Genomic DNA, 16,020 nt, shown 5'->3' with positions numbered 1-16,020 from the left:
TCAGGATCTGATAATATCGCCCTGCCGGAGCAGGTCTAATAATTGACCCACCAAATTTGTTACCAATTGTTGGCCTTGCAGGTGAATATCGGGGTTTTCCGGCGCTTCGTAAACCGCATCAATGCCGGTGAAGTTCTTCAGCTCGCCAGCGCGGGCCTTTTTGTACAGTCCCTTCGGATCGCGCTGCTCGCATATTTCCAGCGGGGTATCAACAAACACTTCAATGAAGCGGCTGTTCCCCACCCGCTCACGTACCATCTGCCGCTCGGCGCGGTGCGGTGAGATAAAGGCGGTTAACACCACCAGCCCGGCATCGGCCATCAGGCTGGCCACTTCGCCCACCCGACGGATGTTCTCTTTGCGATCCGCATCGCTAAAGCCCAGATCGCTGCACAGCCCGTGGCGCACGTTGTCGCCATCCAGCAGATAGGTGCTGACGCCCGCTTTATGCAGCGCCTCTTCCAGCGCCCCCGCGACGGTGGACTTACCGGACCCCGAGAGCCCGGTAAACCACAGCACAACCCCACGGTGACCGTGGAGCTGTTCGCGTTCGGCCACCGTGACCGGATGAGGATGCCAGACGACGTTCTCATCATGCTGCGCCATTACTTGCCTCCCAGCAGATCGCGCGCGCCCCAGTGCGGGAAGTGTTTGCGCACCAGCGCGTTGAGCTCCAGTTCAAAGGCGCTGAATTCAGACGGCACCGCGCTCGCCTGCGCTTTAGGTTCGCGCACCATCCCTGCGCCAACGGTGACGTTGGTCAGACGATCGATAATAATCAGCCCGCCGGTCACCGGGTTCTGCTGATACTCGTCCAGTACCAGCGGTTCGTCGAAGGTGAAATCCACCAGTCCAATGCCGTTCAGCGGCAGTTCAGTCACGCTGTGCTGCGCCAGATTGTTAATGTCGACCTGATACTGAATGCCGTCGACGCGGGCGCGGGTTTTCTTCCCGGCAATCTTGATGTCGTAGCTCTGGCCCGGGCTCAGCGGCTGCTCGGCCATCCACACCACATCCACCGCGGCGCTCTGTACCGCAGGCAGCGACTCCTGCGCATCCACCAGCAGATCGCCGCGGCTGATATCGATCTCATCTTTCAGCACCAGGGTGACTGCTTCGCCGGCACCCGCTTCCTGCAGATCGCCATCGAAGGTCACGATGCGGGTAATCGCTGACTCAACGCCGGACGGCAGTACCTTCACGCGCTGGTCTACGCGCACGCTGCCGGAGGCAATCGTGCCGGAGAAGCCGCGGAAATCGAGGTTCGGGCGGTTAACGTACTGCACCGGGAAGCGCATCGGCTGCGTATCCACGTCGCGCTGGATCTCAACGGTCTCCAGCACTTCCAGCAGCGTTGGGCCGCTGTACCACGGCATGCTCACGCTCTGGGAAGCGACGTTATCCCCTTCCAGCGCCGAGAGCGGCACAAAGCGGATATCGAGATTGCCCGGCAGCTGCTCGGCAAAGGTCAGGTAGCTTTCGCGGATCTCGTTAAACTTCTCTTCGCTGAAGTTCACCAGATCCATCTTGTTAACCGCCACCACCAGGTGCTTGATCCCCAGCAGCGTGGAGATAAAGCTGTGACGACGGGTCTGATCCAGCACCCCTTTACGGGCATCGATCAGCAGGATCGCCAGGTCACAGGTGGAGGCGCCGGTCGCCATATTGCGGGTGTACTGCTCGTGCCCCGGGGTATCGGCGATGATAAATTTGCGCTTCTCGGTGGAGAAATAGCGATAGGCCACGTCGATGGTGATGCCCTGCTCGCGCTCCGCCTGCAGGCCATCCACCAGCAGGGCCAGATCGAGTTTTTCGCCCTGGGTACCATGACGCTTGCTGTCGTTGTGCAGGGAAGAGAGCTGATCTTCATAGATCTGACGGGTATCGTGCAGCAGACGGCCAATCAGGGTGCTTTTTCCGTCGTCCACGCTGCCGCAGGTCAGAAAACGCAGCAAACTTTTGTGCTGCTGGGCGTGCAGGTAGGCTTCGACGCCGCCTTCATTGGCGATCTGTTGAGCAATAGTGGTATTCATGGCGGCTCCTTAGAAATAACCCTGACGTTTCTTCAGCTCCATCGAGCCTGCCTGGTCGCGGTCAATCACGCGCCCCTGTCGCTCGCTGGTGGTGGAAACCAGCATCTCTTCAATAATCTCCGGCAGCGTTTGCGCGTCGGATTCCACCGCGCCGGTCAGCGGCCAGCAGCCGAGGGTACGGAAGCGCACCATCCGCTTTTTGATCACTTCGCCTGGCTGCAGGTCGATGCGATCGTCGTCGATCATCATCAGCATGCCGTCGCGCTCCAGCACCGGGCGTTCAGCCGCCAGGTACAGAGGAACAATCTCGATATTTTCCAGATAGATGTACTGCCAGATATCCAGCTCGGTCCAGTTGGAGAGCGGGAAGACGCGGATGCTTTCGCCCTTGTTAATCTGGCCGTTGTAGTTGTGCCACAGCTCCGGACGCTGGTTTTTGGGGTCCCAGCGGTGGAAGCGGTCACGGAAGGAGTAGATACGCTCCTTGGCGCGGGATTTCTCTTCATCGCGGCGGGCGCCACCGAAAGCGGCATCAAAGCCGTATTTGTTCAGCGCCTGCTTCAGCCCTTCGGTTTTCATGATATCGGTGTGCTTGGCGCTGCCGTGGACAAACGGGTTAATGCCCATCGCCACCCCTTCCGGGTTTTTATGCACCAGCAGTTCACAGCCGTAGGCTTTGGCGGTACGGTCACGGAACTCATACATTTCGCGGAATTTCCAGCCGGTATCCACGTGCAGCAGCGGGAACGGCAGCGTGCCCGGATAAAACGCTTTACGCGCCAGGTGCAGCATTACGCTGGAGTCTTTGCCGATGGAGTACATCATTACCGGATTTGCAAACTCAGCGGCCACTTCGCGGATAATATGAATACTCTCCGCTTCCAGTTGCCGCAGGTGCGTCAGTCGTTTTTGATCCATAACTGTTCCTTATAAGGCCTGGTGCAACAGGCGTTATTGTTGCAGCCAGTTTTGTCACGGCCTGCGCACAGCAACCGGAGCGTACTCAAGTACGTGAGGATTGCGAGCACAGCCCGGGGCAAAAATGGCAAATAAAATAGCCTGTTGCTCCAGGACTAAGCCAAATTGATAACAGAAGAACTAAAGCCTTCTGTGTCGGTTGTATGTTGGAACCAGGCGAGCGTGCTGTGCAGCTGCACCACTTCCCCCACCACAATCAGGGCGGGCATCGGGGCGTCTTTCGCCAGGGTTGCAAGGTGTTGTAGTGTTCCGATCGACACATGCTGATCGACGCGCGTGCCGCGGGATATCACCGCGACCGGGGTATTCGCATCGCGCCCGTGTCGAATCAGTTGTTCGCCGATCTCCGCCGCTTTCATGGTGCCCATGTAGATGGCGAGGGTCTGACGGCTCTGCGCCAGATGCGTCCAGTCAAACGGGGTGCTGTCGGCCTTGTAGTGGCCGGTGACAAAAGTAACGCTCTGGGCGTAATCACGGTGCGTCAGGGGAATGCCGGCATAAGCCGTGACCGCCGAGGCCGCGGTGATCCCCGGCACTACCTGGAAAGGTACGCCCGCTTCGGCTGCCGCCTGCAATTCTTCGCCACCGCGACCAAAGATGAACGGATCGCCGCCTTTCAGGCGTACCACGGTTTTGCCCGCTTTGGCCGCCGCAATCAGCATCTGGTTGGTATCGTGCTGGGGAACAGCGTGCCCGCCCGCGCGTTTGCCCACACAGATTTGCTCGGCGTCGCGACGAATCAGCTCGCGCACGCCGTCGCTCACCAGGTGGTCATAGAAAACCACATCGGCGTCCTGCAGCACCTGCAACCCCCGCAGGGTCAGCAGGCCAGCATCGCCTGGCCCGGCGCCTACCAGAATAATCTCCCCGCCAGTGCTGCCGGGGTTATCGAGTTCGTCTTCAAGAAGCTGTTGCGCTGCCGTCTCATTACCGGCCTGCATCAGGCTGGCAAAACGGCCACGAAATACGCGCTCCCAGAAGCGACGGCGTTCCGCCACGCTGGTCAGACGGGTTTTCAGATGGTTGCGCCAGTAGCTGGCCTTCTCGGCCATGCGGCCCAGGCTTGTCGGCAGCAGCGCTTCGATTTTTTCCCGCAAGACGCGGGCCAGCACCGGGGCAGTCCCGCCAGAAGAGATCGCCACCAGCAGCGGCGAGCGATCGACAATTGACGGAAAGATAAAGGAGCAGAGCGGCTGGTCGTCCACCACGTTCACCAGGCGGTGACGGGCGTGGGCGGCATCGGAGACGCGCTGGTTGAGCGCCCGGTTTTCGGTGGCGGCAATCACCAGCACCACATTGTCGATTTGCGCTTCAGCAAAGTCCGCTTCGGCAACAACCTGCACGCGAGCGCCTGCCCGATGTAAAAAGGCAATTTTGCGCTCAGCGATTTCGCCGCTGCCGACAACCAGCACCGGGCGGTCTTTTACAGCAGCGAATAAAGGAAGGTAATCCACAATGCTACAACTCGCTAACAACCAGGAATAGGGGGACTATAGGGGGCGGCTACGAGCGAATGAAATTACGAATTGGAATGAGTAGTTACTCAATGGAATAACGCCCTGAAAAAGCTCATATCAAAAAGTGCTTAACGCGCGACATTCCGGGCATTTAAGCGCAAATCAAATTGTGTAAGCGCGGTCACAGTTTCATACTAAGCGCGTTAAAATTTTGCGTTATTTTTTTAAGGACTCACTATGTTTTCCGCAATGCGCCACCGATACGCTGCCCTGGCGCTCGGCGTTTGCTTAATCGGAACGGTTCAGGCTAAGACCTCGCCCCTGGGTGAGATGGCCGCGACGCAGGCACGTCATATTGCCACCTTTTTCCCGGGTCGGATGACCGGCACCCCCGCCGAAATGCTCTCCGCTGACTACGTGCGCCAGCAGTTCGCCGGGATGGGCTACCAGAGCGATATCCGCACATTTCAGAGCCGCTACATCTATACCTCACGTAATCTGAGTAAAAACTGGCACAACGTCACCGGCAGTACCGTGATTGCGGCCCATGAAGGCAAAGCCGCGCAGCAGATTATTATTCTGGCGCACCTCGACACCTATGCTCCGATGAGCGACAGCGATGCCGACAACAATCTTGGCGGCCTCACGTTACAGGGCATTGATGATAATGCCGCTGGGGTCGGCGTGATGCTGGAGCTGGCCGATCAGCTAAAGAATATTCCCACCCAGTACAGCATCCGCTTTATCGCCACCAGCGGCGAGGAAGAGGGACGGCTGGGTGCCGAGAATGTCCTTAAACGCATGAGCGCGGCCGAGAAGAAAAACACCCTGCTGGTGATCAACCTCGATAATTTGATTGTGGGGGATAAGCTCTATTTCAACAGCGGCAAAACCACCCCAGGACCGGTACGCAAGTTAACCCGCGACCGCGCGCTGGCGATTGCCCGCGCCCACGGCATCTATGCTGCCACCAACCCGGGCGGCAACGCCGCGTATCCGAAAGGCACCGGCTGCTGCAATGATGGCGAGGTGTTCGATAAAGCCGGGATCCCGGTGCTATATGTCGAAGCGACCAACTGGTCCCTGGGCAAAAAGGATGGTTATCAGCAGCAGGCAAAATCAAAAGCGTTTCCAGCGGGAACAAGCTGGCACGACGTCAGGCTGGATAATCTACAGCACATCGACAAGGCATTGCCACAGCGGATTGAACACCGCAGCCGGGATGTGGTACGGGTGATGCTGCCGCTGGTGAAAGAGCTGGCGAAAGCGGGGAAAGCCTGAGGCCCTGCGCTTACCGGGCCGACAGGATGCGCATTTGTAGGCCCGGTAAGGGGTAGCCGCCACCGGGCAAAACATTACCCTTCGTGCAGCCCGCACTCGCGCTTGAGGCCAAAGAAACGGGTCTCTTCTTCTGCCATACCCGGCTCCCATTTACGGGTAGTGTGGGTATCCCCTACCGACAGATAGCCCTGATCCCACAGCGGGTGATACTTCAGGCCATGCTGTTGCAGGTACTGGTATACGGTCCGGTTGTCCCAGTCGATAATCGGCAGCACCTTGAACACCCCGCGCTGGATCGCCAGAACCGGTAAAGAGGCCCGGCTACCGGACTGATCCCGGCGCAGGCCGGCGAACCAGGTTTTGGCGTTGAGCTCGGACAGCGCCCGGTTCATCGGCTCAACTTTGTTGATGGCATTATATTTCTCAATGCCCTCGACGCCCTGCTCCCACAGCTTGCCGTAGCGTGCTTCCTGCCAGGCCGCGCTCTGCTCTGCGCGGTAGACCTTCAGGTTCAGCTTAAGCTTGTCCGTCAGCTCATCGATAAACTGATAGGTTTCCGGGAAGAGGTAGCCGGTATCGGTGAGGATCACCGGGATATCCGGGCGAATTTTATTCACCAGATGCAGGCTGACCGCCGCCTGAATACCGAAGCTCGACGAGAGCACATATTCGCCCGGCAGATTTTCCAGCGCCCAGGCGACACGCCCTTCGGCGTCCAGCTTCTCCAGCTGGGCGTTGGTTTCGGCCAGCGCCAGAATGCGTTCGACTTTTGGCAGATCGTTAAGGGCGTTTAGATCGAGTACGGACATAAGAACCTCGTTTGCCTGTTTTGTCGGGCGGCACTGCGTTTGCCCGGCCTACAAAACCCGTAGGCCCGGTAAGCGAAGCGCCACCGGGCAAAGGGTGGGTTACTCCCAGAAATCCCGTGCGGGATCGAGCACCGGGCGAATGATGCCCGCACGCACCGTAAAGTCGCCGAAGCCTTCACCCGCTTCGCGCTCTTTCGCCCAGCGCCCGATAAGCAGGTCGATGGAATCAAGGATTTCCGGCTCGGTGATGTTTTCCCGGAACATGCGCGGAATACGGGTGCCGATACGGTTACCGCCCAGGTGCAGGTTATAGCGCCCTGGCGCTTTGCCCACCAGCCCCAGCTCGGCCAGCATCGCGCGGCCGCAGCCGTTCGGGCAGCCGGTCACGCGCATCACGATATGTTCGTTCGGAATGCCATGTTTCTCCAGAATCGCTTCGACCTTGTCGGTGAACGACGGCAGGAAACGCTCAGCTTCAGCCATCGCCAGCGGACAGGTCGGGAACGAGACGCAGGCCATGGAGTTTTCGCGCTGCGGTTTAACCGCCTCCATCAGGGCATGATCCCGCGCCAGCTTCTCGATCTTCGCCTTCTGGCTTTCCGGCACGCCGGCAATGATCAGGTTCTGGTTGGCGGTGATACGAAACTCGCCCTGGTGGATCTTCGCGATCTCCAGCAGACCGGTTTTCAGCGGGCGACCCGGATAGTCCAGGATACGGCCATTTTCAATAAACAGCGTCAGGTGCCATTTATCGTCGATACCTTTTACCCAGCCAATACGATCCCCACGCCCGGTGAATTCGTACGGGCGGATCGGCTCAAACTTGATGCCCGCACGGCGTTCCACTTCGGCTTTGAACGTCTCAACGCCCACGCGCTCAAGGGTGTATTTGGTCTTGGCGTTTTTACGATCGGTACGGTTACCCCAGTCGCGCTGGGTGGTCACTACCGCTTCCGCCACCGCAAGGGTGTGCTCCAGCGGCAGATAGCCAAACTCGCTCGCAGTACGGGCGTAAGTCTTTTTGTTACCGTGTTCAATAGAGAGACCGCCGCCCACCAGCAGGTTAAAGCCCACCAGCTTGCCGTTCTCGGCAATGGCCACGAAGTTCATGTCATTGGCGTGCAGATCGATATCGTTCTGCGGCGGGATCACCACCGTGGTTTTGAACTTACGCGGCAGGTAGGTCTGGCCCAGAATTGGCTCTTCGTCGGTGGTCGCCACTTTCTCCTGATCGAGCCAGATCTCGGCATAAGCGCGGGTACGCGGCAGCAGATGCTCGGAGATCTTCTTCGCCCACTCGTACGCTTCGGCATGCAGCTCGGACTCGTACGGGTTAGAGGTGCAGAGCACGTTACGGTTCATGTCGTTGGCGGTCGCCAGCGCGTCCAGCCCGACGGAGTGCAGCATCTGGTGTACCGGCTTCACGTTCTTCTTCAGAATGCCGTGGAACTGGAAGGTCTGACGGTTGGTCAGACGGATGCTGCCGTAAATTGTATTTTCACCGGCAAACTTGTCGATCGCCTGCCACTGTTTGGTGGTGATGATGCCACCCGGCAGGCGGCAGCGCAGCAGCATCGCATGACGCGGCTCCAGCTTCTGTTCAGCACGCTCGGCGCGGATATCGCGGTCGTCCTGCTGGTACATGCCGTGGAAACGGATCAGCAGGAAGTTGTCGCCTTTGAAACCGCCGGTCAGACCGTCATTTAAATCTTCGGCAATGGTGCCGCGCAGGTAGTTACTCTCAACCTTCATGCGCTCGGCATCAGACAGTTTGCCTTCGACCACCAGTGGGCCAGGATGTTTTTCGCTCATTAGTAGACATCTCGCTGATAACGGCGCTCGACGCGCAGCTCACTTAAATATTCATCCGCCGCTTCGGCATCCATACCGCCGAATTGGGCAATCACTTCCAGTAAAGCCTGCTCAACGTCTTTCGCCATGCGATTGGCGTCGCCGCAGACATAAATGTGGGCACCGTCATTGATCCAGCGCCACAGCTCTGCGCCCTGTTCGCGCAGTTTGTCTTGTACGTAGATTTTTTCTTTCTGATCGCGGGACCAGGCCAGATCGATGCGGCTCAGTACGCCCTCTTTAACGTAGCGCTGCCACTCCACCTGATAGAGGAAATCTTCGGTGAAGTGCGGGTTGCCGAAGAACAACCAGTTTTTACCTGGCGCTTCGTCAGCGGCGCGCTGCTGCATAAAGGCGCGGAACGGCGCAATACCGGTGCCCGGACCAATCATGATCACCGGGGTTTCCGGGTTGGCGGGCAGGCGGAAGTTGTCGTTGTGCTCGATAAAGACCCGCACCTCGCCCTCTTCTTCCACGCGATCCGCAAGGAAGCTCGACGCGCCGCCGGCGCGGGCGCGCCCTTCGATGTCGTAACGCACGACGCCCACGGTGACGTGGACTTCGTTCTCCACCTCTGCCTGCGCAGAGGCGATAGAGTAGAGGCGCGGCGTCAGCGGACGCAGCAGGTCGATTAACGCCTGGGCATCCAGCTGGGCTGGCGCGAAACGCACCATATCCACGATGGGCGTGGCGGCGGCGTAGTGTTGCAGCCTGGCTTTATCGCCCACCAGCGGCAGCAGGGATTCGCTGCGGGTCAGCGTGGCGTAGTTCTCCACGATGTTCGCGGTATTAACGGTCAGCTCGAAATGCCACTGCAGCGCTTCAGAGAGCGGCAGCGTTTTGCCTTCCACGCTGACCGGCTCGTCACCCTTCAGCCACAGCAGCTCAACCAGCTCTTTCACCAGCGCCGGATCGTTCTGGTACCAGACGCCAAGGGCATCACCCGGCTGGTAGCGCAGACCCGAGTCGCCGAGATCGATTTCGATATGGCGCACATCTTTTTCTGAATCGCGACCGGTAATTTTCTGGTTTACCGAGAGGCTCGCCGTCAGCGGGGCTTCTTTGGTGTAGGGGCTGGTGTGAATGTCGTTGACTGCGCCAGCGGCGGTGGCTGCCGCCTGGGCTGGCGTCCCGGTCGGCACGCGGGCTTTCAGCACCTCGACAATGCGTGCGCGCCATTCGGCCGCCGCAGCCTGATATTCAACGTCGGTATCGACGCGGTCCAGCAGGCGTTCTGCCCCCAACTCGGCCAGTTTACTGTCGAAATCTTTGCCCGACTGGCAGAAGAATTCATAGGAAGAGTCGCCAAGGCCGAAGACCGCAAAGGCGGTGCCCGCCAGTTTTGGCGCTTTTTTCGAGAACAGGAACTTATGCAGCGCAACCGCTTCTTCAGGCGGCTCACCTTCGCCCTGGGTTGAGGTCACAACGATAACCAGCTTCTCTGACGCGATTTGCTTAAATTTATAGTCCCCGGCGTTCACCAGGTTCACGTTCAGTTTGGCTGCGAGCAGATCGTCGCGCAGGGCTTCCGCCACGCGACGGGCGTTGCCGGTTTGCGAGGCGGAGATAAGCGTGATTGCCGGGATCTCTACAGCCGTAGCCGGCGCACTCGCCACAGCCCCCGGCTGTTGATTGAGCATTCCCCAGAAATAACCGGATACCCAGGCCAGCTGGGTGGGTGAAAAGTCAGTGGTGGCCGCCTGCAGGCGTGCCAGTTGCTCCGGGTTCAGGGGAAGCAAATTTGAAGGTGGGGCCTGTGTTGTCATGCGTCGTTATGTTCCAGTAGCAAAGCTGAATTTTTATCTGAAAGACAGAACAGAGTGTAAGGTTAACGGCGCGGATCATAACAATTAAAGACAGGATGGAAATAATAAATAACCAAATGGACTAACCTCTTTTAGCTATTGTTCTTAACAATAAAAGTGATTAACTATCCCTTTGAAAAATAAAATAAAAAACAGCCCTTATTACGCTTTCAGGTGCCCCTGACCATAATGCCCGTTTTAGTTAATGATAAAAAATGTACTTTCCGGTACTCTACGGCGGTTTTTTCCGCATTTTTGAGAGTCCACGATGTCCACCACACTGTTTAAAGATTTCATCTTCGAAGCCGCCCACCATCTGCCTCACGTCCCGGAAGGGCATAAATGTGGTCGTCTGCACGGACACTCCTTTATGGTGCGTCTGGAGATCACGGGTGAAGTCGATCCGCATACCGGTTGGATCATGGATTTTGCCGAGCTGAAGGCCGCCTTCAAGCCGACCTACGATCGCCTCGATCATTACTATCTGAACGATATTCCGGGTCTTGAAAACCCGACCAGCGAAGTGCTGGCAAAATGGATCTGGAACGAGATCAAACCGCTGGTGCCGCTGCTGAGTGCGGTAATGATCAAAGAGACCTGCACCGCAGGCTGTGTCTATCGCGGATAATTAACATAGTGTCGGGTGGCGCTTCGCTTACCCGACCTACCATACTGGAAATTGCAGGCCCGGTAAGCGCAAGCGCCACCGGGCTTTTTTTAGGCGATATTCAGGTATTTGTGGGTCTGCATCGACAGACGCCAGTTACGCGCAATACAGGTCTCGATGCACAGGCGCGTGGCATCCTCTTTTTGAGAGATCGGCTGCAGGGCAATCACCCGCTGTTTGTCGTCGGTTAATGTCGCCAGCAGTTCATCCAGCGCTTCGATATCGCGGACGCGACCGACCGGATGCTTTATCTCGTCCGCGCGCTCCAGCGCCTGGGACAATACCTCGTAACCGCCACGCATATTGACTTTTGGCGATACCGTCACCCAGGTGGTGTGGGAGCAGCGCACTTCATGGGTGCCGCTGGTCTCAATCTGACAGCTAAAGCCGTTCTTCTCCAGCAGCATGGTGAGCGGCATCAGATCGTGAATGCAAGGTTCACCGCCGGTGATCACCACATGGCGCGCCGTCCAGCCCTGACGACCAATGATCGCCAGCAGATCTTCCGGATTTGCTGCGCCCCATTTGTCGCTCTCTTTGGTTTTCGCCAGAATGCTGAACAGTGACACTTCCCGATCGCTAAGCGTTTCCCAGGTATGTTTGGTATCACACCAGGCACAGCCAACCGGGCATCCCTGCAGACGAATAAAAATAGCGGGAACGCCGGTGAAGTAACCCTCGCCTTGCAGGGTCTGGAACATCTCGTTAATCGGGTACTGCATAGTTATCTCTGGTCAGATTTACGGGGGGGCATTATTGCAGATCGCACATAATCAGGCAAAACAACCCCGGTCACGATTTTATTCCTGTCAGTTTAAGGATAGCCAGGTTAACAGCCTTAGGGTGGAAAGCCGTGGTCAGAAGGCAATGTTAAAAACATTAAAACTTACGCTACGCTTTTAAGATATCGCCCACCCGGCTGTCGACGTTAACCCTTTTGACTGAGTAGCCATCAGAATACTGGACAAGCAGAATGAGCCATTTTGCGGTAATAACGCTACCGTTATACAGCCATATGCGCGCTATGGAAGCACTGGCAAAACACCTTATCGTGCGCGGCCATCGGGTCACTTTTTTTCAGCAGGAAGAGGCCCGCACGCTGCTCAGGGAACCGCAGGCGCACTTCATCGCCGTGGGTCACCCGACGCCGTCTGCGATGCACGAGCCGGGTTTTTTCCGCCTGATATCAGACATGGCAAGCGTTACCGATATGCTGTGCCGTGAACTGCCTCTTGCCTTCAGACAGCACAATATTGACGCCGTGATTGTCGATCAGATGGAGCCGGCAGGAGGGCTGGTTGCACAAGCGCTCAACCTGCCCTTTATCTCCATCTGCTGCGCCCTGCCGGTAAACCGGGATAACACCATTCCCTTGCCGGTGATGCCTTTTCGCTATGGCACCAGCAATCGCAGCCGGAAATTATACGCCTCCAGCGCGGATGTTTATGACTGGCTGATGTCGAAACAGGGGCGGGTCATTGCCTGTCATGCCCGGGCGTTTGGTCTGCCCTCGCGCACCAGGCTGGATCAATGCCTGTCGCCGTTGGCGCAAATCAGCCAGACCATCCCGGGCTTTGATTTTCCACGCACCTTGCCCGCCTGCTTCCATGAGGTAGGCCCGCTACGCTACGATCCGCTAACGGTCTCTTCCGGCAATAAGAAGCCGTTTGTTTTTGCCTCACTGGGCACGCTCCAGGGCTACCGCTACGGGCTGTTCCGCACGATTGCCCGCGCCTGCCGACAGGCTGGTGTGCCCTTGCTTATTGCCCACTGTGACAGACTCAATGCAAGTCAAACCGCCCGGCTGGCGCGTGCGGGGGCGCAAACCGTAGGATTTACCGATCAGCTGGCGGTCTTGCGCGATGCCAGCGCCGTCATCACCCACGCAGGGCTGAATACGGTTATGGATGCCATCGCCACCGCCACGCCGATCCTCGCCGTACCTCTGGCGTTTGATCAGCCAGGCGTCGCCGCCCGAGTGGTCTTCAGCGGCATTGGCCTGAAGGCCTGCCGTTTTTCGCCGAGCCGCACGCTCAGCCAGCATCTTCTCGACCTGCTGGAAAATAAGCAGTACACGCAGCGCATCACCGCCCTCCAGACTCAGCTGATAAATGCCGGAGGGGCAGCACGGGCTGCCGAAATTATTGAACAGGCGGTATGCACACGTCATCGCGTACCGACGGTGTAATGATAAAAAAAAACCCGCCGAAGCGGGTTTTTCTAAAGATGAAAGTTCAGCGTGAATTACTGACCTTTGATCTCTTTACGACCGTTGTAAGGTGCTTTCTCGCCCAGCGCTTCTTCGATACGAATCAGCTGGTTGTATTTAGCAACACGGTCAGAACGGCTCATAGAACCGGTTTTGATCTGGCCAGCAGCGGTACCAACAGCCAGGTCAGCGATGGTCGCGTCTTCAGTTTCGCCTGAACGGTGAGAGATAACGGCAGTGTAACCAGCGTCTTTCGCCATTTTGATCGCAGCCAGAGTTTCGGTCAGAGAACCGATCTGGTTGAATTTGATCAGGATGGAGTTAGCGATGCCTTTCTCGATACCTTCTTTCAGGATTTTGGTGTTGGTTACGAACAGGTCATCACCAACCAGCTGGATTTTGTCGCCCAGGACTTTAGTCTGGTATGCGAAACCATCCCAGTCAGACTCGTCCAGACCATCTTCGATGGAGACGATTGGGTACTGTTTGGTCAGCTCTTCCAGGAAGTGAGTGAACTCTTCGGAAGAGAAGGCTTTGTTGCCTTCGCCAGCCAGAACGTATTTACCGTCTTTGTAGAATTCAGATGCTGCACAGTCCATCGCCAGGGTGATGTCGGTGCCCAGCTCGTAGCCTGCTGCTTTAACTGCTTCAGCGATTACGGCCAGTGCTTCGGCGTTAGAACCCAGGTTAGGTGCATAACCACCTTCGTCACCAACAGCGGTGTTCATGCCTTTGGCTTTCAGAACTTTTGCCAGGTGATGGAAAACTTCAGAACCCATACGGATGGCTTCTTTAACAGTTTTCGCGCCAACCGGCTGAATCATGAATTCCTGGATGTCGACGTTGTTGTCAGCGTGCTCACCGCCGTTGATGATGTTCATCATCGGAACTGGCATAGAGTATTTGCCTGGAGTGCCGTTCAGTTCAGCAATGTGTTCGAACAGTGGCTGACCTTTAGAAGCAGCTGCTGCTTTGGCGTTAGCCAGGGAAACAGCCAGGATTGCGTTCGCACCGAAGTTAGATTTGTTTTCAGTACCGTCCAGATCGATCATGATCTTGTCAATGCCAGCCTGATCTTTGGCATCTTTGCCAAGGATTGCCTGAGCAATAGGACCGTTTACTGCGCCAACCGCTTTGGTTACGCCTTTGCCCAGGAAGCGGGATTTGTCGCCATCGCGCAGTTCCAGCGCTTCGCGGGAACCAGTAGAAGCACCTGACGGCGCAGCAGCCATACCTACGAAACCACCTTCCAGGTGTACTTCGGCTTCAACAGTCGGGTTACCACGGGAGTCGATGATTTCACGACCGATGACTTTAACGATTTTGGACATTAGATTTTCCTCAGTACAAGTTAAACTAAAACTCCAGACAAACAACGCGTACCTCTGGTACGCGTTGCCGTTCTAACTTTTCTTACTTCGCCTGACGCTTCTGGAACTCCGTCGCGGCTTTCACAAAGCCAGCAAACAGCGGATGTCCATCACGCGGCGTAGAAGTAAATTCCGGGTGGAACTGGCAGGCAACGAACCACGGGTGGTTCGGCACTTCGATGATCTCGACCAACTGATCATCCCCGGAGCGGCCCGCAATACGCAGACCCGCAGCTTCAATTTGTTTCAACAGCAGGTTGTTCACTTCATAACGGTGACGATGGCGTTCAGTGATGACTGGCGCACCGTACATCTGGCGTACCAGGCTGTCATCAGAGAGCTGGCAAGCCTGAGAACCCAGACGCATCGTGCCACCCAGATCGCTTTTCTCGGTACGGACTTCGACGTTACCTTCTTCGTCGCGCCATTCGGTAATCAGCGCCACAACAGGGTACTTACAGTCTGGCACAAATTCCGTAGAGTTCGCGTTTTCCATGCCCACCACATTACGGGCAAATTCAATCAGTGCAACCTGCATACCCAGGCAAATGCCGAGGTAAGGAATATTGTTTTCACGCGCATAGCGTGCGGTGGCGATCTTGCCTTCAACGCCACGGTAGCCGAAGCCGCCAGGGATCAAAATAGCATCCAGATCTTTCAGAATTTCTACACCGCGGGTTTCAACATCCTGCGAATCGATCAGCTTGATGTTGACGGTTACGCGGTTTTTCAGGCCACCGTGTTTCAGCGCTTCGATAACGGACTTATAGGCGTCCGGCAGTTCGATGTACTTGCCGACCATACCGATAGTCACTTCGCCTGCCGGGTTCGCTTCTTCGTAAATAACCTGTTCCCATTCAGACAGGTTAGCTTCCGGACAGTTCAAGCTGAATCGTTTACAAATATAATCGTCCAGGCCCTGTGATTTCAACAGGCCCGGAATTTTATAAATGGAATCGACATCTTTCATTGAAATAACGGCTTTTTCTGGCACGTTACAGAACAATGCAATTTTTGCACGTTCGTTGGCCGGAACCGCACGATCGGAGCGGCAGACCAGAATATCTGGCTGAATACCGATGGAGAGCAGCTCTTTAACGGAGTGCTGAGTCGGTTTGGTTTTCACTTCACCTGCGGCAGCCATGTAAGGCACCAGGGTCAGGTGCATGAACAGCGCGTGTTCGCGACCAATATCAACCGCCAGCTGACGGATCGCTTCGAGGAACGGCAGGGATTCGATATCGCCTACGGTACCGCCGATTTCTACCAGCACGACGTCGTGGCCTTCACCACCAGCAATGATGCGCTCTTTAATGGCGTTGGTGATGTGTGGGATAACCTGAACGGTTGCGCCCAGGTAGTCACCGCGACGCTCTTTACGCAGAACGTCGGAGTAGATACGGCCAGTCGTGAAGTTGTTACGGCGGGTCATTTTGGTGCGAATGAAGCGCTCGTAGTGACCCAGGTCCAGGTCGGTTTCAGCGCCGTCTTCAGTAACGAACACTTCCCCGTGTTGGATCGGGCTCATGGTACCTGGATCGACGTTGATGTACGGATCCA

General features: G+C 56.7%; 13 protein-coding genes. 3 read left to right on the top strand and 10 right to left on the bottom strand.

Annotated features, from left to right (window positions below; genetic code table 11):
* From cysC to cysG, 4 genes are all read right to left on the bottom strand, one after another.
* Nucleotides 1–606 (bottom strand): adenylyl-sulfate kinase, encoded by a 606-nt coding sequence (gene cysC / locus WFM46_RS11910; protein ID WP_103180918.1) that lies wholly within the window; start codon nt 604–606, stop codon nt 1–3.
* Complete coding sequence (gene cysN / locus WFM46_RS11905) at nt 606–2,033, bottom strand: sulfate adenylyltransferase subunit CysN (RefSeq protein WP_336997674.1); 1,428 nt, start codon at nt 2,031–2,033, stop codon at nt 606–608. Before cysN ends, cysC begins: the two co-directional genes overlap by 1 nt.
* A 9-nt stretch (nt 2,034–2,042) precedes the next feature.
* The gene (gene cysD, locus WFM46_RS11900) at nt 2,043–2,951 is read right to left on the bottom strand and encodes a sulfate adenylyltransferase subunit CysD (protein WP_015963247.1); all 909 of its coding nucleotides are present in this window, start codon (nt 2,949–2,951) and stop codon (nt 2,043–2,045) included.
* A 155-nt stretch (nt 2,952–3,106) separates the two neighbouring features.
* Nucleotides 3,107–4,465, bottom strand: a complete 1,359-nt coding sequence (gene cysG, locus WFM46_RS11895; protein ID WP_214422347.1) for a siroheme synthase CysG — start codon at nt 4,463–4,465, stop codon at nt 3,107–3,109.
* A 240-nt stretch (nt 4,466–4,705) separates the two neighbouring features.
* Between cysG and WFM46_RS11890 the strand changes: the two genes are divergently transcribed.
* Entirely contained in the window at nt 4,706–5,749 is a 1,044-nt protein-coding gene (locus tag WFM46_RS11890) for an aminopeptidase (protein WP_159339795.1), read from the top strand.
* Nucleotides 5,750–5,823: 74 nt separating this feature from the next.
* Here WFM46_RS11890 and cysH read toward each other — a convergent pair whose 3' ends face one another.
* From cysH to cysJ, 3 genes are all read right to left on the bottom strand, one after another.
* Complete coding sequence (cysH, locus tag WFM46_RS11885) at nt 5,824–6,558, bottom strand: phosphoadenosine phosphosulfate reductase (protein ID WP_103822701.1); 735 nt, start codon at nt 6,556–6,558, stop codon at nt 5,824–5,826.
* Between the two features lie 99 nt (nt 6,559–6,657).
* Nucleotides 6,658–8,370 carry an assimilatory sulfite reductase (NADPH) hemoprotein subunit gene (cysI, locus tag WFM46_RS11880; protein WP_103180923.1) on the bottom strand — a complete coding sequence of 571 codons (1,713 nt, stop codon included), beginning with the start codon at nt 8,368–8,370 and terminating at the stop codon, nt 6,658–6,660.
* Complete coding sequence (cysJ, locus tag WFM46_RS11875; RefSeq protein WP_336997673.1) at nt 8,370–10,175, bottom strand: NADPH-dependent assimilatory sulfite reductase flavoprotein subunit; 1,806 nt, start codon at nt 10,173–10,175, stop codon at nt 8,370–8,372. The genes cysI and cysJ overlap by 1 nt, the downstream gene beginning before the upstream one ends.
* Nucleotides 10,176–10,482: 307 nt before the next feature.
* Here cysJ and queD point away from each other — a divergent pair, with 307 nt between their 5' ends.
* Nucleotides 10,483–10,842 carry a 6-carboxytetrahydropterin synthase QueD gene (gene queD, locus WFM46_RS11870; RefSeq protein ID WP_180209484.1) on the top strand — a complete coding sequence of 120 codons (360 nt, stop codon included), beginning with the start codon at nt 10,483–10,485 and terminating at the stop codon, nt 10,840–10,842.
* A gap of 89 nt (nt 10,843–10,931) precedes the next feature.
* Here the strand turns inward: queD and queE are convergent, their stop codons facing one another.
* Nucleotides 10,932–11,603 carry a 7-carboxy-7-deazaguanine synthase QueE gene (gene queE / locus WFM46_RS11865; protein ID WP_180209483.1) on the bottom strand — a complete coding sequence of 224 codons (672 nt, stop codon included), beginning with the start codon at nt 11,601–11,603 and terminating at the stop codon, nt 10,932–10,934.
* 251 nt (nt 11,604–11,854) lie between these two features.
* Between queE and WFM46_RS11860 the strand changes: the two genes are divergently transcribed.
* Nucleotides 11,855–13,069, top strand: coding sequence for a glycosyltransferase (locus WFM46_RS11860; RefSeq protein ID WP_336997672.1), 1,215 nt, complete (start codon nt 11,855–11,857; stop codon nt 13,067–13,069).
* Between the two features lie 56 nt (nt 13,070–13,125).
* Here WFM46_RS11860 and eno read toward each other — a convergent pair whose 3' ends face one another.
* Nucleotides 13,126–14,421: a phosphopyruvate hydratase gene (eno, locus tag WFM46_RS11855; RefSeq protein ID WP_103180931.1), complete on the bottom strand. Its 1,296-nt coding sequence runs from the start codon at nt 14,419–14,421 to the stop codon at nt 13,126–13,128.
* Between the two features lie 82 nt (nt 14,422–14,503).
* Nucleotides 14,504–16,020 (bottom strand): glutamine hydrolyzing CTP synthase (gene pyrG / locus WFM46_RS11850; RefSeq protein ID WP_336997671.1); only part of this gene is annotated, 1,517 nt, incomplete at its 5' end.

It is taken from the genome of Leclercia sp. M50 (assembly GCF_037150775.1).
Classification (GTDB): Bacteria; Pseudomonadota; Gammaproteobacteria; order Enterobacterales; family Enterobacteriaceae; genus Enterobacter.
The sequence above is the reverse complement of the archived record's forward strand: the minus strand, read 5'-3'. Positions and strand labels throughout refer to the sequence as shown.